Source organism: Pseudomonas oplopanacis (assembly GCF_057128725.1).
In genome coordinates this window covers 90,406-113,721 of the sequence record NZ_JBSKHV010000003.1, presented here as the reverse complement: position 1 = coordinate 113,721, position 23,316 = coordinate 90,406, and the positions used below count along the sequence as shown (strand labels likewise).

At 60.1% G+C, this 23,316-nt stretch carries 21 protein-coding genes; 9 read left to right on the top strand and 12 right to left on the bottom strand.

The genetic code is table 11. From position 1 onward, the window contains the following. Window positions 1-24: 24 nt before the first annotated feature. The 7 genes from ACWKV5_RS08465 to ACWKV5_RS08435 form a co-directional block, all read right to left on the bottom strand. Complete coding sequence (locus tag ACWKV5_RS08465; protein WP_483840930.1) at window positions 25-774, bottom strand: 2OG-Fe dioxygenase family protein; 750 nt, start codon at window positions 772-774, stop codon at window positions 25-27. 230 nt (window positions 775-1,004) lie between these two features. Then, a complete protein-coding gene (locus ACWKV5_RS08460; RefSeq protein WP_483840929.1) occupies window positions 1,005-2,291 on the bottom strand; it encodes an OprD family porin in 1,287 nt (428 codons plus the stop codon). A gap of 229 nt (window positions 2,292-2,520) precedes the next feature. After that, the gene (locus ACWKV5_RS08455; protein WP_483840928.1) at window positions 2,521-3,135 is read right to left on the bottom strand and encodes a DsbA family protein; all 615 of its coding nucleotides are present in this window, start codon (window positions 3,133-3,135) and stop codon (window positions 2,521-2,523) included. A gap of 300 nt (window positions 3,136-3,435) precedes the next feature. Next, window positions 3,436-3,648 (bottom strand): HAD family hydrolase, encoded by a 213-nt coding sequence (locus ACWKV5_RS08450; protein ID WP_123435406.1) that lies wholly within the window; start codon window positions 3,646-3,648, stop codon window positions 3,436-3,438. 245 nt (window positions 3,649-3,893) lie between these two features. Further along, the gene (gene aguA / locus ACWKV5_RS08445; RefSeq protein WP_123435405.1) at window positions 3,894-5,000 is read right to left on the bottom strand and encodes an agmatine deiminase; all 1,107 of its coding nucleotides are present in this window, start codon (window positions 4,998-5,000) and stop codon (window positions 3,894-3,896) included. A gap of 5 nt (window positions 5,001-5,005) precedes the next feature. Beyond that, on the bottom strand, window positions 5,006-5,884 hold the full coding sequence (gene aguB / locus ACWKV5_RS08440) for an N-carbamoylputrescine amidase (protein ID WP_483840927.1): 879 nt from the start codon (window positions 5,882-5,884) through the stop codon (window positions 5,006-5,008). A 213-nt stretch (window positions 5,885-6,097) separates the two neighbouring features. Next, a complete protein-coding gene (locus ACWKV5_RS08435; RefSeq protein ID WP_483840926.1) occupies window positions 6,098-9,010 on the bottom strand; it encodes an aminotransferase in 2,913 nt (970 codons plus the stop codon). A 197-nt stretch (window positions 9,011-9,207) separates the two neighbouring features. Here ACWKV5_RS08435 and rfbC point away from each other — a divergent pair, with 197 nt between their 5' ends. The 4 genes from rfbC to ACWKV5_RS08415 all read left to right on the top strand — a co-directional run bounded on the left by rfbC (window position 9,208) and on the right by ACWKV5_RS08415 (window position 13,550). After that, the gene (rfbC, locus tag ACWKV5_RS08430) at window positions 9,208-9,753 is read left to right on the top strand and encodes a dTDP-4-dehydrorhamnose 3,5-epimerase (protein ID WP_483840925.1); all 546 of its coding nucleotides are present in this window, start codon (window positions 9,208-9,210) and stop codon (window positions 9,751-9,753) included. A gap of 104 nt (window positions 9,754-9,857) precedes the next feature. Then, window positions 9,858-11,666: a sensor histidine kinase gene (locus tag ACWKV5_RS08425; protein WP_123435584.1), complete on the top strand. Its 1,809-nt coding sequence runs from the start codon at window positions 9,858-9,860 to the stop codon at window positions 11,664-11,666. Continuing rightward, the gene (locus tag ACWKV5_RS08420) at window positions 11,663-13,054 is read left to right on the top strand and encodes a sigma-54-dependent transcriptional regulator (protein WP_483840924.1); all 1,392 of its coding nucleotides are present in this window, start codon (window positions 11,663-11,665) and stop codon (window positions 13,052-13,054) included. Before ACWKV5_RS08425 ends, ACWKV5_RS08420 begins: the two co-directional genes overlap by 4 nt. A gap of 40 nt (window positions 13,055-13,094) precedes the next feature. After that, the gene (locus ACWKV5_RS08415) at window positions 13,095-13,550 is read left to right on the top strand and encodes a thioesterase domain-containing protein (protein WP_483840923.1); all 456 of its coding nucleotides are present in this window, start codon (window positions 13,095-13,097) and stop codon (window positions 13,548-13,550) included. Between the two features lie 160 nt (window positions 13,551-13,710). Here ACWKV5_RS08415 and cysQ read toward each other — a convergent pair whose 3' ends face one another. After that, window positions 13,711-14,538: a 3'(2'),5'-bisphosphate nucleotidase CysQ gene (gene cysQ / locus ACWKV5_RS08410; RefSeq protein ID WP_483840922.1), complete on the bottom strand. Its 828-nt coding sequence runs from the start codon at window positions 14,536-14,538 to the stop codon at window positions 13,711-13,713. Continuing rightward, on the bottom strand, window positions 14,535-15,101 hold the full coding sequence (gene nudE, locus ACWKV5_RS08405; RefSeq protein ID WP_483840921.1) for an ADP compounds hydrolase NudE: 567 nt from the start codon (window positions 15,099-15,101) through the stop codon (window positions 14,535-14,537). The genes cysQ and nudE overlap by 4 nt, the downstream gene beginning before the upstream one ends. Window positions 15,102-15,191: 90 nt before the next feature. Here nudE and yrfG point away from each other — a divergent pair, with 90 nt between their 5' ends. Continuing rightward, on the top strand, window positions 15,192-15,854 hold the full coding sequence (gene yrfG, locus ACWKV5_RS08400) for a GMP/IMP nucleotidase (RefSeq protein ID WP_483840920.1): 663 nt from the start codon (window positions 15,192-15,194) through the stop codon (window positions 15,852-15,854). 115 nt (window positions 15,855-15,969) lie between these two features. Here the strand turns inward: yrfG and lysM are convergent, their stop codons facing one another. Continuing rightward, a complete protein-coding gene (lysM, locus tag ACWKV5_RS08395) occupies window positions 15,970-16,410 on the bottom strand; it encodes a peptidoglycan-binding protein LysM (protein ID WP_027922218.1) in 441 nt (146 codons plus the stop codon). Between the two features lie 137 nt (window positions 16,411-16,547). Here lysM and ACWKV5_RS08390 point away from each other — a divergent pair, with 137 nt between their 5' ends. From ACWKV5_RS08390 to ACWKV5_RS08375, 4 genes are all read left to right on the top strand, one after another. Continuing rightward, entirely contained in the window at window positions 16,548-17,435 is an 888-nt protein-coding gene (locus tag ACWKV5_RS08390; RefSeq protein ID WP_123435391.1) for a LysR family transcriptional regulator, read from the top strand. A gap of 92 nt (window positions 17,436-17,527) precedes the next feature. Then, window positions 17,528-18,367: a formate dehydrogenase accessory sulfurtransferase FdhD gene (gene fdhD / locus ACWKV5_RS08385; RefSeq protein ID WP_027922220.1), complete on the top strand. Its 840-nt coding sequence runs from the start codon at window positions 17,528-17,530 to the stop codon at window positions 18,365-18,367. After that, entirely contained in the window at window positions 18,364-20,712 is a 2,349-nt protein-coding gene (locus ACWKV5_RS08380) for an FdhF/YdeP family oxidoreductase (protein WP_483840919.1), read from the top strand. The genes fdhD and ACWKV5_RS08380 overlap by 4 nt, the downstream gene beginning before the upstream one ends. Window positions 20,713-21,049: 337 nt before the next feature. After that, the gene (locus ACWKV5_RS08375) at window positions 21,050-21,538 is read left to right on the top strand and encodes a glycine zipper domain-containing protein (protein ID WP_483840918.1); all 489 of its coding nucleotides are present in this window, start codon (window positions 21,050-21,052) and stop codon (window positions 21,536-21,538) included. 71 nt (window positions 21,539-21,609) lie between these two features. Here the strand turns inward: ACWKV5_RS08375 and ACWKV5_RS08370 are convergent, their stop codons facing one another. Together ACWKV5_RS08370 and ACWKV5_RS08365 are read right to left on the bottom strand one after the other, a co-directional pair. Continuing rightward, complete coding sequence (locus ACWKV5_RS08370) at window positions 21,610-22,029, bottom strand: acyl-CoA thioesterase (protein WP_483840917.1); 420 nt, start codon at window positions 22,027-22,029, stop codon at window positions 21,610-21,612. A 30-nt stretch (window positions 22,030-22,059) separates the two neighbouring features. Then, window positions 22,060-23,286 carry a 3-hydroxyacyl-CoA dehydrogenase gene (locus ACWKV5_RS08365; protein ID WP_483840916.1) on the bottom strand — a complete coding sequence of 409 codons (1,227 nt, stop codon included), beginning with the start codon at window positions 23,284-23,286 and terminating at the stop codon, window positions 22,060-22,062. Window positions 23,287-23,316 lie beyond the last annotated feature (30 nt).

Sequence of the window (23,316 nt, the reverse complement as noted above, 5' to 3'; positions counted from 1 at the left end):
AGGTTGATCGCGGCGTTGTACTGCTCAGCGAACAATGTCGAAAGCGGTCCCGGGCCGCGAGAAGGAAATCGCCAGAATTTGCCGATAGGCCATGGCGTGGGAATGGGTGTTGCGCGCCGGCGTGACGTAGTGGCGCATGTCCCGATCCAGGAAGTAAGTGGTATCGAGAATGTCCGTGTAAGTCGTCGACGCCAGATGCTCTTGTTCATGGGCGCTGTACAAGCGGCTTTCCGCCCCCTCCACGTTATTGCGTCCCCAGAAATGCACGCCACTGAACGGGTAACCGTCGCAGTGAATACCTTCCGGGGTGATCTCCAGTTGCTTGCCTGGTTTGATCTCGATACGGATCTGGTGAATCTGGCATTGCCAGATTTCATCGTGCAGTTCCGGCGGCAGAACGTTTTTGTACACCTCGAAATCCGTGTCGATCAGGCTGCGCATCACCGGCGAATGGATGATCTCATCGGAGAAGTCCTGAAAGTGCCGAACCATTCCGCCCACATAGGCATTGTTGGCCTTGGACTGGACGTAGGCGCGGTGCTCCAGCTGCGTCAGTTCACGAGTCTTCGGGTTGTATTCGAAATCGCTGTAGCGTCGGTACCGATTGCCCGCCTCAGCCTGACCGTAGTAACTGTCGGGCTCCATGTTTTCCCAACTTCTGGTCAATCTGATGAAGTCGGAGAAGTGACCGAACAGATTGAAGTCACTACTTTTGACGTTGACGTATTTGTCGCGCCGTAGCGATTCGCCCACTTCTTTGTTCAAAACGAGCATTTTCAAAATCTCCGTGCATTTAGCAACCTAATCTAGAGAGCACAGGATTTGCGTCCATGAGAAAGAATTTCAGGCATATCAAGCGTTGCTTGAAACGGCGTTTGAAGTAGCTGCAATTTGACCATTTACGACTGAAAACAGCGTTTTCTAGCGCTTTTTAACCCTCACCAGGCAAAAAAATCCCCCGAGCCGGTCGAGGGATTTTCGATTTTTTAACGCTTACTCGATCATCAGAAGACGTTGATCGGGTAATCCACGAACACACGCAGTTCGTTACCGCTGACGTTGTACTCGCTGGACTTCTGCGACACACGCAGCACCGAGCTGCGCAGCTTCACACTCAGGTCTTTGGCCGGGCCGCTTTGCACGACGTATTTGAACTGGTTGAAGATTTCGCGCTCGGTACCGCCTTCGCTGGTGGACGTGGTGATGTTGTCACCGCGCACATACGCCACGTTGTACGTCAGGCCCGGAACGCCAAACGCGCTGAAGTCCAGGCCGTAGCCCAACTGCCAGCTGCGTTCGTCTTCTGCGTTGAAGTCGGACCAGTAGGAGTTCGCCAGGTAGATGGTGTTGCCACCGTCGCCCACGCGCCCCTGGTCTTTCTGATAGCCGCCGTAGGCGTAGCCGAGGTTGCTGTCGCCCGTGCTGCGCTGGTGCGCGAGGGTGAACGAGTGCGGGCCGGTGGCGAAGGTCGCGGCCAGGCTCCAGATCTTGTTGTCATCGCCGGTGATACCGTTTTCGCGGACGTAGGAATCGTCCAGCTTGGTGCGGTAGCCGTTGAAATCCAGGGTCAGGGACTGATCCTTGTCGATCGGGAAGATGTAGTTGGCATTCACGTATTGCTTCTTCAACACGTCTTCGACGTCGGAAGCGTACAGCGCGCCTTTGAATTGCTCGGTGAACTGGTAGCTACCGCCCAAGACGTTGATCGACTTCAAGCCACCGCTGTCACGACCTTCAGCGCTTTTACGCGATTCGGCGGTGAAACGACCGGCGTCCAGTTGCAGGCCTTTGATCTCTTTGGAGGTGATCAAGGTACCGGTGTAGCTTTCTGGCAGCAGGCGCGAGTCGTCGTAGCTCAACACCGGCAGGGCCGGCATCTGGTCGCCGTAGGTCAGCGTGGTGCTGGACAGGCGGAACTTGATCGCAGCGCCGCCCTTGGACAGATCGTCAGCCGGCTGGCCGCTGTCGCCCTTTTTGAAAAAGTCGATGCCTTGCGCACCGCTACGGTCTTCGCTGCGCTCCAGATTGAGGGCGTACAGACCGAAAGCGTCGACACCCACACCAACGGTGCCTTGGGTGAAACCGGACGAGAACGTGCCGATGGCCGCTTGGCCCCACTCGGATTTATCCGGGTTGCCGTCTTTGTAATCACGGTTGATATAGGCGTTGCGCAGCAGCACTTTGAGGCTGCTGTCTTCAACGAAACCCTTGGACTCGGCCTGGTCGTTAGCCATGGCCTGTGTAGCACTCAACATCCCCAGAGCGATCAGGCTGATTCGCTTGTTCAACATTTTGTTTTCCTTATTTCGGGTTGAAACGCGCTGTGTCGAACGGCTGAAACGGCGCTATCGCACTCTTTTTTCACCCCAAAACAAAAAGGCCCGCGCACGAGAAAATCGTGGCGGACCTTTTATTATTTTGTGAGTCGTGGCGGTTAGCCACAGGCGTTGGGCGGGATCCTAGTCGCGCCCATAATGCTGTGTCAATTTGATGAATTGACTATGGATAGAAGAAAAACGTCTAAGCGAGTTGCGCCAGCCAAGTCGCAAACGCCTCGGGCTTGCCGAGCCAAGGGCTGACATCGACCAGCGTGAACTGGCCATTTCGCTCAAGTGCCAGTGTCGGAAAACCTTGTCCGCCGAACTTGGCCAACAGGGCGCGACTGTCTTTGATGTGCTGCTCGGTATTGGCGCTTTTTAATGCCGCTTCGAAGGCCAGGGGCTCCAGACCGATCTCTTTTGCCAATTCAAGCAGCACCGATTCATCAGCGATGCGTCGACCTTCAACGTAATGCGCCGTCTGCAAACGCCCCAGCAACTCAATCCCGCGCCCGGCGATTTGTTCGGCGGCCAGCACGGCCGCAATCGGTGGAGCGGAATCAAACACCGCCGTTTCATCGCGCAGCAGACCTTCAAAATACGCTTCGCCAAACGGCTGACCGCTGTACTCGGCAATGCGTCGATCGTGGGGCATCACGTAGTTGCGCAGTTGTGGTGAAACAGCCTTGCGGTTGGCGCCCGTCATCATGCCGCCACCGTGGACAATTACCGGCAACACGCCTTGGGCCGCCTGCACCAATGGTTTGGCGCCGTAGCACCAGCCGCACAACGGGTCATAAATGTAATGAAGGATCATCAGAAGGCTCCGGCATCGAAGTTAGGAAAATTCAATGCCGGCAGACTAATCCTCAGGTGGTTGCGGAAAAACGCTGGAATGGCTTTCAGTCTGTTTCGTCGATCGGTCGAATGGCGCCGGCCGATCGCTAAACCTGTAGGAGTCAGCCTGCTCGCGATGGCGGTGTATCAGTCGCCATGAGTGTTGACTGAAAAACCGCTATCGCGAGCAGGCTCACTCCTACAGTCCCTGAAAAAACCATCGCCCATAAAAAAGCGCCGCCATCCCGGCAGCGCTTTATCAATCCTTTGTTTATTTTTCTTATCCTTCCATCACATCCCACAACGCTTCCAGCTCCGCCTCGCTGAACAAGCCAGCGGGGTAGCGCTCGATCATCATCCGGCGCGGATCAGGTTCACTGATCTGACGCGTTCCATTGGATTTGAACCAGTGCGCAAGGACCTGGAGCGATTCGCTATTAATTGCCAGGGGATGCAACGCCCGCTCGCTCACTACGTTCACTTCGGCGTTCATTTCAGCGCTCTCTCCTGGTTTGTGAGCGGCTAACTTATCCAAGGTTTATGACAGAACATCGCAGTCCTCCCCCTCCCTGTTTCACGCGATGACAGATACAAGAGCTGTGCCAATGTTTCTGAACTGTCGACAAGCGGATACAAAAAAGCCCGCGGTCCATAAGGGCTGCGGGCTTTTCAGGGTGCGGGGAGGGTTCGCCTGAACCCGGTTGATTTTGCAATCGACTCAGGCTGTTACAACCCCACTCACTCCTTGTGCGGTGCGGGTTGCTGTTGGGTAAGGCAGTGAATGTTACCGCCTCCCAGTAACAGTTCCCGGCCTGGCACCATCACCACTTCGTGTTGCGGGAACAGCGTCTGCAAAATTTCCTTTGCCGGGCCGTCCAGCGGGTCATCGAAGCTTGGCGCGATGATGCCGCCGTTGACGATCAGGAAGTTCACGTAGGAACCGGCCAGACGAACGGTTGGATTCCGCTCTTGAGTGCCGTCCACCGGGTCGACACCCGCGCACTCTTCTTCGGTCGCGTACAGCGGCCCCGGAATCGGCATCTTGTGCACCGTGAAGGGGCGACCCTTCGCGTCGGTGCTGCTTTGCAGGACTTTCATCGCCGCCTGGCAGCGCGGGTAGTTCGGGTCTTGCGGATCATCGGTCCAGGCCAGCAATACTTCGCCCGGGCGCACGTAGCAGCAGAAGTTATCCACATGGCCGTCGGTTTCGTCGTTGAACAAACCGTCCGGCAGCCAGATGATTTTATCCACAGCCAGATTGGCGCTGAGCACTGCTTCGATTTCTGCACGATCAAGGTGCGGATTGCGATTGCGGTTAAGCAGGCATTCTTCGGTGGTGATCAGGGTGCCTTCGCCATCGACGTGAATCGAACCGCCTTCGAGCACGAAGCCCTCGGTGCGGTAACGCTGGCTGCGCTCGATCTCGAGGATCTTGCCGCCCACCTGCGAGTCACGGTTCCACGGCGAATACAGGCCGCCGTCGAAACCGCCCCACGAGTTGAAGTCCCAGTTCACGCCACGGACTTCGCCACGGTTATTGATGACGAACGTCGGGCCGGTGTCGCGCACCCACGCGTCATCGCTGGACATTTCCACCACACGAATATTCGGCACGTCGAGACGGGCGCGAGCGTTTTCGTACTGGCCTGCGGAAACCGCGACGGTCACCGGCTCGAAACGCGCGATGGCTTTTGCCACCGCCACGTGTGCGGCTTGCGCCGGTTTGCCACCCAGGCGCCAGTTGTCCGGGCGCTCGGGCCAAATCATCCAGGTCTGGGTTTGTGGCGCCCATTCGGCCGGCATGTAGAAGCCGTCGGCGCGAGGCGTGGTGTGCAAAGTGGTCATGAGAATCAGGACTCCAGGGAACCGTCGAGAGTTTTCAGTGCGCCGTACAGGTTCGGGCGACGATCACGGAACGAACCCCACGCGCTGCGAATGTGTTCCAGCTCGTCGAGGTCGAAAGTGTGCACAAGAATACCTTCTTCGGTTTTGTTGAGCTCCTGAACTTTTTCGCCGAACTGGTTGGCGATGAAAGAAGAGCCGTAGAAGGTAATGTCGTAGCCGTCCTGCTCTTCGTTGCCGATGCGGTTGCTGGCGATCAGCGGCATCAGGTTGGCGCCGGCATGGCCCTGTTGCACACGCTGCCAGTGATCACGGGACGAGATGGTCTTGTCGTGCGGTTCGCTGCCGATGGCGGTCGGGTAGAACAGGATTTCCGCGCCTTGCAACGCCATGCTGCGGGCGCACTCCGGGAACCACTGGTCCCAGCAGATGCCCACGCCGATTTTCGCGTAACGGGTGTTCCACACTTTGAAACCGGTATCGCCCGGGTTGAAGTAGTACTTCTCGTGGTAGCCAGGGCCGTCCGGGATGTGGCTTTTACGATAAATCCCGAGGTTGGAACCGTCGGCATCGATGATCGCGATGCTGTTGAAACGCGCGCGGCCGGCCAATTCGTAGAAGCTGATCGGCAGCACCACTTGCAGTTCTTTGGCGACTTTCTGGAAGTGCTTGATCGCGACGTTGTCTTCAACGGTCGTGGCCAGTTGCAGGTAATCCGCGTTGGGCTTCTGGCAGAAGTACGGGGCTTCGAACAATTCCTGGACCAGGATGATCTGCGCGCCTTTGGCTGCCGCCTCACGGACCAGCTTCTCAGCGGTTTCGATATTGGCTTCAAGATCCCAGGAACAGGCCATCTGGGTAGCGGCGACGGTAACGATACGGCTCATGAATCGGCTCCTGAGCAAAGGCTTGGGGTCGAGTGTGGCATCGACCCGTGACAGAAATGGGAAGCGCTGGGCGTGGATCGTCCACACCGAGGCAGCGGTGACTTTATAGCCGATAAATATCGGCTTTAAAAGCCACCCACAAGCCTTCTGTCATTTTTTTTTGCTTAAAAGCAGATATCTATCGAATTAACTCGCTCCTACAGGGTTATGGGTTTACAGGCCCTCCGCGAGCACCTTCGAAAGCATGTCGACAAAGAAATCCACGCTCTGACGCGAGGTCACCATCGGTGGCTTGATCTTCAGCACGTTGAGGAAATCGCCAGTCGGCTGCATGAAAATCCCCAGCTCGCGCAGGCGATCACACAGCGCCGTGGTTTCTTCGGTTGCTGGTTCCAGCGTGTCGCGATTGCGGATCAGCTCGACGCCCAAATAAAACCCGGAACCGTGAACCGCGCCCACCAGCGGATGAATATCGATCAGCGCTTCCAGGCGCTCCTTGAAATAGCCGCCCACCTCCTGAGCGTTTTCCCAGAGCTTTTCTTCTTCCATCACATCCAGCACCGCTAAGCCGATCTGGCAACTGACCGGACTGCCTCCCGCCGACGAGAAGAAATAACCTTCGGCCTCCAGTGCTTCGGCGATTTCCCGGCGGGTGATCACCGCGCCCAACGGCTGGCCGTTACCCATGCCTTTGGCCATGGTGATGATGTCCGGGACCACGCCCTGCTCTTCAAAACCCCAAAAGAAATGACCCATGCGCCCATAGCCGACCTGCACTTCATCGGCGATGCACACACCGCCCTGGGCGCGAACCATGGCGTAGACCTGCTGCAAATAGCCCGGTGGCAACGAGATTCCGCCGGCATTGCCGTACACCGGTTCGCAAATGAAACCGGCCAGCTTGCGTCCTTGTGCAGCGACTTTCGCAAGATTGTGTTCGACGCTGCGCACGTAGTCCGGCGCGCTGTCCGGGCCACGGAATTCCCCGCGATACGTGTTCGGCGCGACGACTGGATGCACCCAGTCCGGACGACTGCTCAAGGCCTTGGGGTTGTCGGCAATCGACGTCGACACCGCATCGGCGCCCACCGTCCAGCCGTGATAGGCCTCCAGCACGCTCAGCATGTCGCGCCCGCCGCTGTAGGCCCACGCCAGGCGAATCGCCAGGTCGTTGGCCTCGCTGCCGCTGTTGACCAAAAACACCCGGTCCATGGAGTCCGGCGCCAGCTTCAGCAAGCGCTCGGAGAACTCGGCGACCGCCGCATAGTTGAAACGCGAGTTGGTGTTGAGCAGCGACCACTGGCGACCGGCGACCGCCGCCATGCGCGGATGACCATGGCCGAGCACCGCGACGTTGTTGAGCATGTCGAGGTAGGAGCGGCCCTGCATGTCGATCAGGTGGTTGCGCCAGCCGCGTTCAATGCGCGGCGGGTCGATGTAATAGTGCTTTTGGGTCCGGGCGAAACTGGCACTGCGGCGCGCCAGCAGCGTCTGCGAATCCAGTTCCTCTTCAGCGTCACAAGCCAGCCCCAGCAATGTCGCGGGCGACGGGCACAAGGCTTGCCAAGCCAGGGCACGCGAAGGTGTGCAGAACAGCGGCGCATTGAACGCAGTGCCTCGGCACAACTGCACGATCAGCGGACCGCTGACCGAGCCCAGCACCTGGCCTTTGACCAGCGCGGCGCCCACGTGCAGCGACGGGGTCACGCCCCACAGCCGTACGCTCAGTTGCGGACCGTCGAGTTGCAGCACGCCCGCCGAGGGTTGATGAACCACCCCGGCAAACGGCGATTCGACCGCCGTGCCGTGGGGCACTCGCAACTCGACGTGCAACGGGCAAGTGTCCGGCTCGTCCGCAGTGTCTGGCCGGGTTCGCGACAACCGGTATTGCCCATAGCGACTGGCGGCCAACCCGTGGGTGGCGGCGGCTTCCGTCAACAGTCGCTGGTCGATCCCTTCCTGCTCCCAATTGCCCGCCTCGAAATGCGGGCTGAGGACGCCCAGATCGATCAGCGCAAACTCGCGCCCCACCAGGCTTGGCAGCAATGGCGCGAACCCTTCGCTGCCGATGCTCGGCAGGCTCTGGCCAACACACGCCAGAATCGCCGCTTCCATCAGTTCCAGCGGCACCGAGGTGGCCACGCGGAAAATTTCCCACTCATGGGTCAGGTTGTCGCGGCTGTATTGGTTGCCCGGATCAATGCTGACTTGCTGCTCGCCGCTGAGCACCAGCACCGCCGCACGCGCGACGATCAGCGGCCAGAGCGCCAGCAGTTCTGCGGGCTGCAAACGGTTGACCGCGTGATACGCCTCGATGGCCGGCAAAATGTAGAACGGGTCGCTGTTGGCGTGGTGCAGCAGCGCCGCGCACGTCACCGAAAGATCGGTGATGCGCCAGGTGCGGACCAGGTCGCCGAAATCGATCACGCCCTGCAACTGCCACTGGCGTTGCGCATCGCGCTGCCAGACCACGTTGTCGTCAGTGATGTCCATGTGAATGGCCTGCACCGGCAACTTGTCCACCAGCGGTTGCAGATGACGTTCGGCGCGCTCGGCAGCCTCGGCGATCAACCGGCGCTGCGCGTCATCCTTGATCACCGGCAGCAAATGGCCGATCAATGCGTTGGCGTGACGGGCGTCCCACTGCAATGTGCGCTCAAGGCCCGGATGGTCGAACGCGGCCAGGGCCAGGTCCATTTCGCCGCACAACTGACCGAAACCCGCCACCACGGCACCCGGCAGGTGATCCAGATGGGTGAGCGACTGACCTTCGATGTAGTCGAGCAGGCGCACGTGTACCGATTGACCCGCGACATCCAGCGTGAGCAGATCAGCACCATTTTTCGCCAGGATCACTCGCGGCACCTTCACGCCGGACTGCTCACGCAAATGCTTGAGCCCCGCGTGCTGGGCGTGCAGTTCCAGCGCCGAGTAATCGCCGCGGCAGATTTTCAGGACGAAACGCCCCTTGTCGCTGTCCACACGAAAGTTGAGATCCTGCTGGCTGCCCAGGGCCTGCAACGTTCCGCTCAGCCCGTAATGTCCCTCCAGCAGCTCTAGCGCTTGCTGCGCAGACACTTGCGGGCTGGGCAAACTGGCGCGATGAATCAACGTGGCGAGCGGCATACAGCGACCTCTTAAATGTTATTAGCCGCTTATATCGCCACTGCCAGAGGCGATACGCAACCCCCTTTCGATTGCCTGAACTGCCCTTACACTCAACACAACCAGCGATCGGATTAGAAAAAATCAAGTCGTACTCGCCTCCCTCGGCACTTTGCGCAAGAATGTCCGCCATCAACGCCTATTACCGGAGAAGCACCATGAATGTTGTCACCACCGACCTACCCGGTGTTCTGATCATCGAACCCAAGGTTTTTGGTGACGAACGCGGCTTCTTCTATGAGAGTTTCAATGCCAAGGCCTTCGAAGAAGCGACGGGGCTGGACACACAGTTTGTCCAGGACAACCATTCCCGTTCGCAAAAAGGTGTACTGCGCGGCCTGCATTACCAGTTGGAAAACACCCAAGGCAAACTGGTCCGCGTGACGGCCGGTGAAGTGCTGGATGTGGCGGTGGATATTCGTCGTAGCTCACCCCATTTCGGCAAATGGGTAGCGGTGCGTCTGTCGGCCGACAACCATCGCCAACTCTGGGTCCCGGAAGGTTTCGCCCACGGTTTCGTGGTGCTGAGCGAGTTCGCCGAATTCCTCTACAAAACCACCGACTACTACACCCCCTCCGCCGAGCGCAGCATTCGCTGGGACGACCCGGACCTGGCCATCGATTGGCAACTGGAAGACGCACCGCAACTGTCCGGAAAAGACCAGGCAGCCGCATTCTTCAAGGACGCTGAAGTCTTTTCCTGAAACCCTGCCTGCATCTTCGTCGCCACCACGACTTGGCCAAGGTGCGCAGACTGCGCCATCAAGCCTAGGCATAATGCGCCTGTACCCTCAGGCGCTCGATGCTCATGACTCCGACCCTCCCTCGCAGACCCCGCTGGCGCAGCCTCGCCCTGCTGGCGCTGTGCCTGGCGCCGCTGCTGTGGCCGCTGGAGCATTTGGCCGAGCGCTACTACCGCAGCGAACTGGCCGGACAGAACCGTCAGACCCTCGACCTGTACGTCGCCAACCTGCTGGGCACGTTGCACCGTTATGAAGTCTTGCCGCAGATCCTCGGCGACCTGCCGGCCCTGCGCGCCGTACTCGGTGCGCCAGACGATAGCGTCACCCAAGGCAACGCCAACCGCTTGCTGAAAAACATCAGCACCCAAACGGGTGCCGAAGTCATGTACCTGATGGACACCCGTGGCAAGACACTGGCGGCGTCCAATTGGGACAAACATGACAGCTTCGTCGGGCGTAATTTTTCCTTCCGGCCTTATTTCAGTGAAGCTATGGCCGGGCGGCTCGGACGGTTTTTCGGCCTGGGCACGACCTCGGCCAAACGCGGCTACTTCTTCGCCGCCGCGGTACGCGATGGCGAAAAAGTCATCGGCGTGCTGGTGGTCAAGGTCGACCTGGACCACACCGAAAGCCTCTGGGGCAAAACCCCGGAACAACTTCTTCTGACTGACCACAACGGCGTGGTCATTCTCACCTCGCGACCGGAGTGGCGCTTTCGCTCGACCCGCCCGTTGAGCGATGAAGAAAACCAGGCCATTTCTGCGATCCAGCCGTATCCGACCCGCGATCCGAAGCCGCTGAAACTCAATCCCAATGCCTGGCTGACGCAGACCCGGCAAATCGCCGAAACCGGCTGGAACGTCAGCATCCTTGCCCCACGCACCCTGATCGATCGCCCGGTGCGCACGGTGGTCGCCATTGGTGGCGCAACGCTGTTGGTGGTAATGCTGTTGCTCGGGCTGATGATGCAGCGCCGACGCCATTACCTCGAACGGATCGCCTTCGAAGCCAAGGCCCGGCGTGAACTCGAAGGTCGGGTCGCCGAGCGCACCAGCGACCTTGAAGGCCTCAACCGCCGATTGAAACAGGAAGTGCTGGAGCGCGAGCATGCCCAGCAAGAGCTGGTTCGCGCCCAGGATGATCTGGTCCAGGCCGGCAAATTGTCGGCACTCGGCACGATGTCGGCGAGCATCAGCCACGAACTCAATCAACCGCTGGCGGCGATTCGCAGCTATGCGGAAAATGCCGAGGTGCTGCTCGATCATCAACGCACCGACGATGCGCGTGGCAACCTCAAATTGATCAGCGAATTGACCGGGCGCATGGCCTCGATCATCGCTCACCTGCGCGCCTTCGCCCGCCGTGATCGTCACGCGCCGGAAAGCGTGGCCCTGCAACCGGCGCTGGATGACGCGTTGGCGTTGCTGGCCAAGCGTCGACGCAGCATGGAAGTCGAATTGATCCGCGATTTGCCCGCCGCCACGCTGTGGGTCGAGGCCGGGGAAACCCGTCTGCGTCAGGTGCTCGGCAACCTGTTGGCCAACGCCCTCGATGCGCTGACCGAAAAAGGTCCGCCGCGTAAACTCTGGTTGAGTGCCCAATCCACCGCAGACGGCGTCACTTTGTACATTCGCGATAACGGCCCCGGCTTTTGCATGGAAGCCTTGGGGCGTGCGAGCGAGCCCTTCTACACCACCAAGACCCGCACACAAGGGCTTGGACTGGGGCTGGCGATTTGCGAAACCCTGATGCGTGCCTTCGGAGGTGAACTGTCGTTCGCCAACCACAAGGAAGGTGGCGCCCTGATTACCCTGAAGCTGCGCGCTGGCGCACCGGGCGTGAGCCTGCAACCGTCCGAGGACCGAAGTGCATGACCATCGACAATCGCATTCAGGTCGTGTTGATCGACGACGATCCCCATTTGCGTCAGGCCTTGAGTCAGACCCTGGACCTGGCCGGCCTGAAAATCCTGCCGCTGGCCGAAGCCAAAGGCCTGGCCGCGCAACTGGAGCGCGACTGGCCGGGCGTGGTGGTCAGCGACATTCGGATGCCGGGCATGGACGGTCTCGAATTGCTGACCGAACTGCATGCCCAGGACCCGGAGCTGCCGGTGCTGTTGATCACCGGCCACGGCGATGTGCCGCTGGCGGTACAAGCCATGCGCGCCGGGGCTTATGACTTCCTCGAAAAACCCTTCGCCAGCGATGCCCTGCTCGACAGCGTGCGCCGTGCGCTGGCCTTGCGCCGGTTGGTGCTGGATAACCGCAGCCTGCGTCTGGCCTTGAGTGATCGCAACGAACTGAGCACCCGCCTGGTTGGGCAATCGGCGCCGATGCTGCGCCTGCGCGAGCAGATTGGCGCACTGGCCGCGACCAAGGCTGACGTGTTGATCCTCGGTGAAACCGGCGCGGGCAAAGAAGTCGTGGCCCGTGCGCTGCACGATTTGTCGAACCGTCGGAATGGCCCGTTCGTGGCGATCAACGCCGGCGCACTGGCCGAGTCGGTGGTGGAAAGCGAGCTGTTCGGCCACGAGCCCGGCGCGTTCACCGGCGCGCAAAAACGTCGCATCGGCAAGTTCGAGTTCGCCAATGGCGGCACGCTGTTTCTCGATGAAATCGAAAGCATGAGCCTGGATGTGCAGGTGAAATTGCTGCGCTTGCTGCAAGAACGCGTCGTCGAGCGCTTGGGCGGCAATCAGTTGATCCCGCTGGACATCCGCATCATCGCCGCGACCAAGGAAGACCTGCGCCAGTCCGCCGATCAAGGGCGCTTCCGCGCTGACTTGTATTACCGCCTGAACGTCGCGCCCTTGCGCATTCCGCCGCTGCGCGAACGCGGCGAAGACGCGTTGATGTTGTTCCAGCACTTCGCCGACGAAGCCAGCGCCCGCCACGGTTTACCGCCCCACGAATTGCAACCGGGGCAACGCGCCCTGTTGCTGCGCCACACCTGGCCGGGCAACGTGCGTGAACTGCAAAACGCCGCCGAACGCTTTGCCTTGGGCCTGGAGCTGGCGCTGGACAACAACACGTCGGATGGCGCAAGCAGCGTGCCAGTTGAAGGGGTCAGCGGCGGCTTGAGCGAGCAAGTGGAAAACTTTGAAAAGAGCCTGATCGCCGCCGAACTGGCGCGCTCTCACAGCTCCGTGCGCAGCCTCGCCGAAGCGCTGGGCATCCCGCGCAAAACCTTGCACGACAAGCTGCGCAAACATGGGCTGAACTTCGCGGGTAGCGCCAGCGGTACGAGCGACGATCTCGATTGAGCGTCCGTTAATTCATCACTTTCAAACAAGAGGTCCGTGCATGAGCCGCGACAGTCGTCACCTGGAATCCATTCTCCATCACGACATCCCACTGACGCAGGCGATGGGCGTCAAAGTGCTCGACTGGCACGACCAGCAACTGCGCCTGTACTTGCCGCTGGAAGCCAACGTCAACCACAAAAGCACCATGTTTGGCGGCAGCCTGTATTGCGGCGCGGTGCTGGCGGGCTGGGGCTGGCTGCATTTGCGCTTGCGTGAAGAAGGGATTGAAGACGGGCACATCGTGATTCACGAAGGGCAGATCAGCTATCCACTGCCGGTGACCATGGACGCGACGGCGATTTGCCGGGCACCGAGTGCGGCGGTTTGGAAGAAGTTTCTGGCGATGTATCAGCGTTATGGGCGGGCGCGGTTGACGCTGCATTCCAGGATTGTGAATGTCGACAGTGATGAGGATGCGGTGCGGTTTACCGGGCAGTACGTCCTCCACCGCTGAGTAGAGGCCAGCACAAAAACATGTGGGAGCGAGCCTGCTCGCGAAGAGGGCGTGTCAGCCGACATTAGTGTTGTCTGATACACCGCCTTCGCGAGCAGGCTCGCTCCCACAGGGGTTTTGCATAGTTGGCAGATTGCTGGGCAGAGCCCTCTACCCGCGGTCAGGAACGGGCCAGTTCCAGCAATTTTTCGCGCCACGCAGCCTTCGCCGGCAGCGCCAAAAAGAATTCATTCAACAACGACTCCCGCGCCGGATAGCAAAACGGCGCACCGCTCAAATCCAGCACTTCGCCGCCCGCGCCTTCCAGCACGCCTTGCGCCGCGGCCGTGTCCCACTGCGAAGTCGGTGCCAGACGCGGATAACAATCCGCCGCCCCTTCCGCCAACAGACAGAACTTCAACGAACTGCCGATGTTGGCCAACTGCAACTCACCCAGGCTATCGCTCAACCCGGCCAGCAAGCGCTCCTGCTCCGGGCTCGAATGTCGACGACTGGCAACCACCGTAAACGCTTCCCCCGCCGCAGGCACTTCGCGGACCTGGATCGGCAATGGCGAGCTGCCCTTGTCGCCACGCCAGGCGCCCAAACCGGCACCACCGACGTAGAAACGCCCGTTGGTCGGCATCGACACCACGCCAAATACCACCCGTCCCTGCTCAATCAGCGCGATGTTGACGGTGAATTCTTCACTGCCGGAAATGAATTCCTTGGTCCCGTCCAACGGGTCCACAAGCCACCAGCGCTGCCACCCGGCGCGCACGCTTTGCGGAATGTTGGCGTCCTCTTCGGACAGCACCGGGATGCTGGGGTCCAGCGCGGTCAACCCGGCCAGAATCAAATGGTGAGCCGCCAGATCGGCAGCGGTCACCGGCGAATCGTCAGCCTTGGCCGTCACCGCCGTGCCGGTGCGCCAGAACGGCAAAATCGCATCGCCAGCCTTCAACGCCAGTTCAACCACCGGCGCCATCAATGGATGTGGAAAATTCATGGCAGATACACCCCGCGCTGGGTCAGCAGATCACGGGCCAGGTACAGCGCCGCCAAGGCACGGCCTTCGGTGAAACGCGGGTTCTGTGCCAGCGCAGACAGCTCACGCAAGTTGATCCTTTCCACGCCCATCGGCTCGGGCTCGTCGCCCTCAAGGCTTTCTTCATACAGATCGGTGGCCAGCACCACCTGGATTTTCTGGCTCATGTAACCGGGCGACAACGACAACTCGGTCAGATGCTCCAATTGCCGCGCGCCATACCCGGCTTCTTCCTTGAGCTCACGCTCGGCCGCCGCCAGCACGTCTTCACCCGGCTCGATCAGGCCTTTAGGCAAGGACAGTTCATATTCATCGGTGCCGCCGCAGTATTCCTCGACCAACACCGCGTGATCGGCATCGAGCATGGCCACGATCATCACCGCGCCGTAGCCTGCGCCTTTGCCGACCAGACGCTCGTAGGTGCGCTCCACGCCATTGGAAAAGCGTAGTTTCAGCTCCTCGACACAGAACAGACGGCTGGTGGCGACGATCTCGCGGGCGAGTACGGTGGGTTTCTGGCGCATGAAAAGCTCCTGGGCGTGAACGCGTTACTATACCCGGCCTATCCTGATTGTTGACCTCGGATATCTCTTTTACCGCTGGAGAAGTTTTTTATGTCCCTGCTGCCCTGGCGCGACATCGACACCGTTCTGCTGGACATGGACGGCACGCTGCTGGACCTGCATTACGACAACCATTTCTGGATGGAGCACTTGCCACAGCGTTACGCCGAGTTGCACGGGGTGAGCCGGGCCATGGCCGAGATGGAGTTGCAGCCGCTGTTCGAACGCAATGCCGGCCAGTTGCAGTGGTACTGCCTGGATTTCTGGAGCGCCGAATTGAAACTGCCGGTGCGCGAACTGAAGCTGGAAACCGCGCACTTGATCGCCTTGCGCCCGGATGCGGATACGTTTCTGGCGGCGATCAAACAGGCCGGCAAGCGGGTGGTGATGATCACCAATGCGCACCGCGATTCGCTGTCATTGAAGCTGGAAAGGATTGAACTGGCGCCGTATTTCGAGCGTTTGATCAGCTCGCATGATTACGGTTTTCCCAAGGAGAATCCGCAATTCTGGGACGCGTTGCAGGCCGATATCGGCTTTGATCCGGCGCGCAGTCTGTTTATCGACGATACGTTGCCGATCCTGCGCAGTGCGCGCGCTTTTGGCGTAGCGCATCTGTTGGCGGTGAGTGAGCCGGACAGTCGCAAAGGGCCCAAGGACACGGCGGAGTTTGCGGCGGTGGGGGATTATCGGGAGCTGATTGCCGGGCTTTGATTCAAGATGCGGTCATTGTGGCGAGGGTGCTTGCTCCCGCTCGGCTGCGGAGCAGTCGCAAAGACTTTGGGGGCGCTTCGCGCCCCAGCGGGAGCAAGCTCCCTCGCCACAGGGATTACTCAGGAATCCGCAAGGTTTGTCCCGGATAGATCTTGTTCACATCCTTGAGCATTGGCTTGTTGGCCTCAAAGATTTTTTGATACTTGTTGGCGTCATGGTAAACGCGTAACGAAATCGCACTTAAAGTATCGCCCTTCTCAACAACGACGAATCTCGCGGCCACCGCCACCGGCCCGGTCACTGTGATCTGATCATCCACACTGCCCACGCCGGCAATATTGCCCACCGCCAACAGAATCTTTTCCTTCTCCTCCTGGCTGCCGACTTCCCCGGTCACGGTCACTTTGTCGCCATCCACCGTGGCCTGCACATTCGGGTTACCCAGGCCGACCTTGCTGATGTGTTCCTTCAACTGTTCGCTGGCATTGGCATTGCCGGGGGTCAGCAAATCGAGCAGTTTTTCGCCTGCTTCTTTCACAAAGCTCAAAAGACTCATGGTGCACTCTCCTTGGGTTTTGGGTTCCAGACGCAAAAGCCTAGACCAAGCTTGTAATCCCCGGTTCCAACCCGACCAATGACGTTGATCCGGCGCAAGCGCTAGAATCCCCTCCCTCACCGCGCCCTGGAGCGAAGATGGACATCAAGCAGCTGAAATTCCTCATCGCCCTCGACGAAACCCGGCACTTCGGTCAAGCCGCTGCGCGCTGCCACATCACCCAGCCGACCCTGTCCATGCGCCTGCGCAGCCTCGAAGAAGAACTTGATTTGCCACTGGTCAATCGCGGCCAGCGCTTTGAAGGTTTCACGGCACCGGGTGAACGGGTGCTGGCGTGGGCGCGCACGGTGCTGGCTGCTTACGACGGTTTGCAGGCTGAAGCCGCGGCGTGTCGCGGCAATCTGGTCGGTACGCTGCGGTTGGGCGTGGTGCCGCTGTCGAGTTTCGACCCACTGCCCTTGATGCAACGCCTGCATGCCGAACACCCGAACCTGCGTTTCGAACTCTCGGCCCTAAGCTCCGAGCAAATCCTCGAACAACTGGCGAACAACCGCCTCGACCTCGGCGTGTCCTACCTGGAACGCCTGGACGGCGAGCGTTTCGACTCGCTGGCCTTCAGCGAAACCCGCATGGGCCTGCTCTACGATCATCGTTTCTTCAGTTTCGGCGAAGCGCCGCTGACATGGGAATCGCTGATCGAGTTGCCCTTGGGCATGCTCACCAGCGGCATGCACTTTCGTCAGTCCATTGACCACAACTTCCACAGCCGCGGCCTGACGCCCCAACCCCTGTTGCAAACCGACGCCGTCCATCAATTGTTACAAGCGGTGCACGGCGGCCTCTGCTGCGCGGTGATGCCGTTGGACGGAGGCCTGGAAAACCTCACCGATCATTTGCGTCTGCAACCCATCGAAAAAGCCCAGACCCTCGCCCGGCTGGGGCTGATCATGCGTCGAAGCGCACCGCGTTCGGCCTTGGCGGAGGCCTGTTTCGCGATCTATCAGAAATCACCGACAGACTCTTGATCGACGTCATCTATCGGCAGATCAGTAATAGCGATTAGACGCGACCTATTGACGCGCCTAGGCTTAAGCCTGACCAATCCGTCGGTGATGCCATGAACGCCAAGCGCCCTTCCTGCGCGGCGCCAGCCCTTGAAACGCCCGCGCCAGACGCAAGCCAGACCTACAGCTATAGCGACCTCCAATACACCGAATCGGCCAGCACCGCGCTCGCCGAGGAAGTGGCGTTGGCGATCGCCTACAACGGCATCAGCCAGGCGGTGATGCTGGTGACGCCGACTGACCTTGAAGACTTCATCGTCGGTTTCAGCCTGGGCAGCGGCATCATCGAAGACGCCACCGACATCTATGACCTGCAACTCAGCGGCTCGGGGTCGGCGCAATACGCGCAAGTGACCATCGCCAATCGCGCCTTCTGGAACCTCAAGCAGCAACGTCGGCAACTGGCCGGCACCAGCGGTTGCGGGCTGTGTGGCGTGGAAGCGGTTGAACAGGCATTGCCCGACCTCAAGGTATTGCCGGGCGCGCCACTGCCGCCCGCCGAATGGCTCGATGGCCTGCGCCAGCGCATCGGCGCATTCCAGCCGCTCGGTCAGCACTGCGGTGCGGTGCATGCGGCGGTGTTCATGAACGGTCAGGGCGAGTTGCTGCTGGGCCGCGAAGACATCGGCCGCCATAACGCCCTCGACAAGCTGATTGGCGGGCTGATCCGCCAGAAGATCCCGACCACCGGCGGCCTGGCGATTGTCACCAGCCGTTGCAGCCTCGAATTGATCCAGAAAGTGTTGCGTGCAGGCATCCAGACCCTCGTCAGCCTGTCGTCGCCCACGGGCCTTGCCGTGCAATGGGCCCGACGTCACAACCTCAACCTCATCCATCTGCCCCAGAAGAATGCGCCGCGGGTCTACAGCCCGGCTTTGGAGAATCAAGCGTGAGTCAACACCGTCAAGCCGACCAGACACCTGTTCCTCGTTACAAGCCTTACAAAGGTCCGGCCGGTGGTTGGGGCGCGCTGGCCAGCGTTGCCCGGGCCTGGTTGACCAGCGACAACGCGCTGAAAAACCTGCGCATGATGCTCAAGACCAACAAGAACGGTGGGTTCGACTGCCCGGGTTGCGCCTGGGGCGACTCCAAGGAAGCCGGCATGGTGGCGTTCTGCGAGAACGGCGCCAAAGCGGTGAACTGGGAAGCGACCAAGCGCCGTGTCGATGGTGCGTTTTTCGCCCGGCACAGCGTCAGCTCGTTGCTGGAGCAAAGTGATTACTGGCTCGAGTACCAGGGCCGTTTGACCGAGCCGATGTGCTACGACGCCGAAACCGATCGCTACAAGCCGATCAGCTGGGAAGCCGCGTTCGCCTTGATCGCCAAACATTTGCAAGGCCTGTCGAGCCCCAACCAGGCCGAGTTCTACACCTCGGGCCGCGCCAGCAACGAAGCGGCGTACCTCTATCAATTGTTCGTGCGCACTTACGGCACCAACAACTTCCCCGACTGCTCGAACATGTGCCACGAGGCCAGCGGTGTGGCATTGGCACAGAGCGTTGGCGTTGGCAAAGGCACCGTGACCTTTGACGACTTCGAACATGCGGACGCGATTTTCGTCTGGGGCCAGAACCCCGGCACCAACCACCCGCGGATGCTCGAACCACTGCGCGAGGCGGTGAAACGCGGCGCGCAGGTGGTGTGTATCAACCCGCTGAAAGAGCGTGGCCTGGAACGCTTCCAGCACCCGCAACACCCGATCGAAATGCTCACCAACGGCGACAAGCCGACCAACACCGCGTACTTCCGTCCGGCATTGGGCGGCGACATGGCGATCATGCGTGGCATGGCGAAGTTCCTGCTGCAATGGGAACGCGATGCGCAGAAGGCCGATGAGCCTGCGGTGTTCGACCACGACTTCCTCAACGAACACAGCGCCAACGTGCTGGATTACCTGGCCGCCGTCGACGATACGCCGTGGGAACAGATCGTCGAGCAGTCCGGCCTGACCCTGGTGGAGATCGAGCAAGCGGCACGCATGTACGTCAAGGCCAAGAACGTCATCATGTGCTGGGCGATGGGGATTACCCAGCACCGCCATTCGGTGGCGACCATCCAGGAAATCGCCAACCTGATGCTGCTGCGCGGCAACATCGGCCGACCGGGTGCCGGTCTGTGCCCGGTGCGTGGCCACAGTAACGTGCAGGGCGACCGGACCATGGGCATCAACGAGCGTCCGCCGGTGGCGTTCCTCGATTCGCTGGAGCGCCGTTTCCAGTTCAAGGTGCCGCGTGACAATGGCCACAACGTGGTCGAAGCGATCCATGCCATGGCCGACGGTCGCTCCAAAGTGTTCATCGGCCTGGGTGGCAACTTCGCCCAAGCCACGCCGGACAGCTCGCGCACTTTCCAGGCGTTGAGCAATTGCGACCTGACCGTGCAGATCAGCACCAAGCTCAACCGCAGCCATTTGGCTCACGGTAAAGACGCGTTGATCCTGCCGTGCCTGGGCCGTACCGACATCGATATCCAGACCGAAGGCCCGCAAGCGGTGACCGTGGAAGACTCGTTCAGCATGGTCCACGCCTCCAACGGCCAGCTGCAGGCGCTGTCGAACCAGATGCGCTCGGAGCCGTCGATCATTGCCGGCATCGCCGCCGCCACGCTGGGCAGCAAACCAGTGGACTGGAACTGGCTGGTGGCCGATTACGACCGCATCCGCGATCTGATTGCCGACACGATCCCGGGCTTCCGGGACTTCAACGAAAAGGTCAAGAATCCGGGCGGTTTCTACCTCGGCAACAGCGCCGGTTCGCGTAAGTGGAATACTGCGTCGGGCCGTGCGAATTTCCGTGCGAACGTCTTGCCCAAAGACCTGGTGCACGAACGCACCCGCGCGACGGGCGTGCTGCCCGATCTGATCATGCAGTCGATGCGTTCCCATGATCAGTACAACACCACGATTTATGGTCTTGATGACCGTTACCGCGGGGTGAAAGGCCAGCGCGATGTGTTGTTTGTGAACGAAGCCGACATCATTCGCCTGGGTTTCAAACCGGGGCAGAAGGCCGACATTGTTTCGATCTGGGATGACGGGCGTGAGCGCCGCGTGAAGGGCTTCACGCTGTTGGCGTTTGATATTCCGGCGGGGCAAGCGGCGGCTTACTATCCGGAAGTGAATCCGCTGGTGCCGCTGGAAAGCATCGGGGATGGCAGCCATACGCCGACGTCGAAGTTTGTGGCGATCCGGTTGGAAATGGCGAGTGAGACTGGGTTGATATTGGCCAAATCGGCTTAACGCAGCGTCTGATCTGGCCCCATCGCGAGCAGGCTCGCTCCCACAATGGATCTGTGTTGAATACAAGATCCCTGTAGGAGCGAGCCTGCTCGCGATGGCGATAGGTCATTTGGCGAATTTCTCGGATCAACCACTTTCCCATCGCCCACAAAAAAGGCCGTTTCTATAAAGAAACGGCCTATCCGAAGTAACTAAAGACCGGCGAAAAACAGTTAAGTTCCGTCTAAAAAACAGTAACTTATAGAAATGTGCTGAAGTCGTGTTACTCGTCGGATTTCGATTGTCACCACCCTGACACAGCCTCAGGATCGCGCCGTCATCCCCTTGAGGTTCCTCCATGAAGTTCTCCTCGATTCTCTTGTTGTCCCTTGGCTTGTTCAGTGGCCTTGCTTCTGCTGGCGGCACCACCGAAGCAGGTGTGGGCGGCGCATTGGGCGGGGTTCTTGGCTCGGTCGTCGGTCAATCGCTGGGCGGCAATACAGGTTCCACCATCGGCGCGGCCCTGGGCGGCGCGGGTGGTAGCGCAGTTGGCGCAAACAAACACAGCCGCGGCGAAGCCGCCATCGGTGGTGCTCTGGGCGCAGCAGGCGGTAACGTGGTCGGCCGCAGCATGGGCGGCACCACCGGCAGCCTGATCGGCTCCGCAGCAGGCGGCGGCGCCGGTGGCGCGCTGGGTAACTACATGGGCAACAAGAGCAATGATGACGACGATGATCATCGCTCCTATCGTGGCCATGGCGATGATCGTCGCTACTACCGTGACCGCCACCCTGGCCGCGGTCATGCCTACGGGCATCGCAAGCATCACAAGTATTACCGCGACTAAGGCTTCAATCGCCTCGTTGACCGGTACATAAAAAAATCGCAGCCCTTGGGCTGCGATTTTTTTTGCCTGGTTTATACCACCAGGCGTTCCAGCGCCCCACGCAACCCGGCAGGAATCGGTACCGGCTGATTCGAAGCACGATCGACAAACACATGCACAAAGCGCCCGGCCGCGCAGGCATCGTCGTCCCCGTGCTTGAACACCGCCAATTCGTATTGCACTGAACTGTTGCCGAGCTTGCCGACCCGTAGGCCGATCTCGATCCGGTCCGGAAAGGCGATGGACGCAAAGTAATCGCACGCCGAACTCACGACAAAACCCACCACTTCGCCGTCATGGATATCCAGGCCACCCACTTCGATCAAGTAAGTGTTCACCGCCGTGTCGAAGAAGCTGTAGTAGGTGACGTTGTTGACGTGACCGTAAGCATCGTTGTCGTGCCAACGCGTGGTGATGGGCTGGAAGTGTGGGTAGTCGGTGCGTTGGTTCATGCGCAGCTCTCGTCTGGAAGTGGCTGAAGTCTACCGGTCTGCAAAGCCTTTACCCATCGCAGCCAACTCGCCGATCAGGCGTGCCGGTTTCCAGTGGTCGCCCTGCCGGGTTTCCAGGGTCATCAAGCGCTGGTGGATGTCTGCCAGGCCTTGCTGATCCGCCCAGGCCATTGGCCCGCCCTTGGCCGCCGGGAAGCCGTAGCCGTTGAGGTACACCAGATCGATATCGTGAGCGGACTGCGCAATGCCTTCCTGAAGGATCTTCGCCCCTTCGTTGACCAGTGCCAGCAAGCAACGCTCAAGAACCTCCTCAACGCTGATCTCACGACGCTGGAAGCCCAATCCTTCGCTGACCTGCAGCACCAGCGCATCGACGTCCACATCGTGCTCCGCCTGACGGCTGCCGGGCTCGTAGTGGTAATAACCGTTGCCACTCTTCTGACCGAAACGCCCGAGCTCGCAGAGCCGGTTATCCACTTGAACCTCCGGTGCATCCTGCCCTGTGCCCGACAGTTCCCGAGCGCGCCACCCGAGGTCGACGCCCACCACGTCGTACATACGGAACGGCCCCATGGCGAAACCGAAACCTTGCAGCGCGGCATCCACCTGATAGGGATAAGCGCCCTCCAGCAGCATCTTGCGCGCTTCGAGCACGTAGGTATTGAGCATGCGGTTGCCGATAAAACCGTCGCAGTTGCCCGCCACCACGCTCACCTTGCCCATGCGCTTGCCCAGTGCCAGCGCTGCATCAAGCACCGCCGGCGCAGTCTGGGCGCCACGGACCACCTCCAGCAGTTTCATGATGTGGGCCGGACTGAAGAAGTGCAGGCCCAGCACTTGCTGCGGACGGCGAGTGGCGGCGGCGATGGCGTCGATATCCAGCGCCGACGTGTTACTGGCCAGAATCGCTTCGGGTTTGAGCAGGCCGTCCAGCTCGCGGAAGATTTTCTGTTTCAGTTCGAGGTTTTCGTATACCGCTTCGATCACCAGATCGACCTCGCGGATCGCTGCGTAATCCGCCGCTGCGGTCACTCGCGCAGTACGCGCATCGGCCTCAGCCTGATCGATACGCCCTTGTCGCACATTATGTGCGTTGGTTTCGGCCACCGTGGCCAGCGCCTGTTCAAGCATCTGCGGATTGTTATCCACCCACTGCACCGGCACCCCGGCGTTGGCCAGGCACATGACAATGCCACGGCCCATGGTGCCCGCCCCGATGACGGCGGCGCGCTGAATATTGAATGGCGTCTGGCTCATGATTTGCTCTCTTGTTGGCGATCCAAAGAC

Coding starts and splice junctions, on each gene's coding strand:
- cysQ (WP_483840922.1), bottom strand. CDS start 14,538: ATGAATTTTCCACATCCATTGATGGCGCCGGTGGTTGAACTGGCGTTG.
- aguA (WP_123435405.1), bottom strand. CDS start 5,000: ATGACCACTTTGCACACCACGCCTCGCGCCGACGGCTTCTACATGCCG.
- ACWKV5_RS08365 (WP_483840916.1), bottom strand. CDS start 23,286: ATGAGCCAGACGCCATTCAATATTCAGCGCGCCGCCGTCATCGGGGCG.
- ACWKV5_RS08375 (WP_483840918.1), top strand. CDS start 21,050: ATGAAGTTCTCCTCGATTCTCTTGTTGTCCCTTGGCTTGTTCAGTGGC.
- fdhD (WP_027922220.1), top strand. CDS start 17,528: ATGAACGCCAAGCGCCCTTCCTGCGCGGCGCCAGCCCTTGAAACGCCC.
- ACWKV5_RS08465 (WP_483840930.1), bottom strand. CDS start 774: ATGCTCGTTTTGAACAAAGAAGTGGGCGAATCGCTACGGCGCGACAAA.
- ACWKV5_RS08435 (WP_483840926.1), bottom strand. CDS start 9,010: ATGCCGCTCGCCACGTTGATTCATCGCGCCAGTTTGCCCAGCCCGCAA.
- ACWKV5_RS08370 (WP_483840917.1), bottom strand. CDS start 22,029: ATGAACCAACGCACCGACTACCCACACTTCCAGCCCATCACCACGCGT.
- nudE (WP_483840921.1), bottom strand. CDS start 15,101: ATGCGCCAGAAACCCACCGTACTCGCCCGCGAGATCGTCGCCACCAGC.
- ACWKV5_RS08390 (WP_123435391.1), top strand. CDS start 16,548: ATGGACATCAAGCAGCTGAAATTCCTCATCGCCCTCGACGAAACCCGG.
- ACWKV5_RS08460 (WP_483840929.1), bottom strand. CDS start 2,291: ATGTTGAACAAGCGAATCAGCCTGATCGCTCTGGGGATGTTGAGTGCT.
- ACWKV5_RS08450 (WP_123435406.1), bottom strand. CDS start 3,648: ATGAACGCCGAAGTGAACGTAGTGAGCGAGCGGGCGTTGCATCCCCTG.
- aguB (WP_483840927.1), bottom strand. CDS start 5,884: ATGAGCCGTATCGTTACCGTCGCCGCTACCCAGATGGCCTGTTCCTGG.
- ACWKV5_RS08425 (WP_123435584.1), top strand. CDS start 9,858: ATGACTCCGACCCTCCCTCGCAGACCCCGCTGGCGCAGCCTCGCCCTG.
- ACWKV5_RS08420 (WP_483840924.1), top strand. CDS start 11,663: ATGACCATCGACAATCGCATTCAGGTCGTGTTGATCGACGACGATCCC.
- ACWKV5_RS08415 (WP_483840923.1), top strand. CDS start 13,095: ATGAGCCGCGACAGTCGTCACCTGGAATCCATTCTCCATCACGACATC.
- ACWKV5_RS08455 (WP_483840928.1), bottom strand. CDS start 3,135: ATGATCCTTCATTACATTTATGACCCGTTGTGCGGCTGGTGCTACGGC.
- yrfG (WP_483840920.1), top strand. CDS start 15,192: ATGTCCCTGCTGCCCTGGCGCGACATCGACACCGTTCTGCTGGACATG.
- lysM (WP_027922218.1), bottom strand. CDS start 16,410: ATGAGTCTTTTGAGCTTTGTGAAAGAAGCAGGCGAAAAACTGCTCGAT.
- rfbC (WP_483840925.1), top strand. CDS start 9,208: ATGAATGTTGTCACCACCGACCTACCCGGTGTTCTGATCATCGAACCC.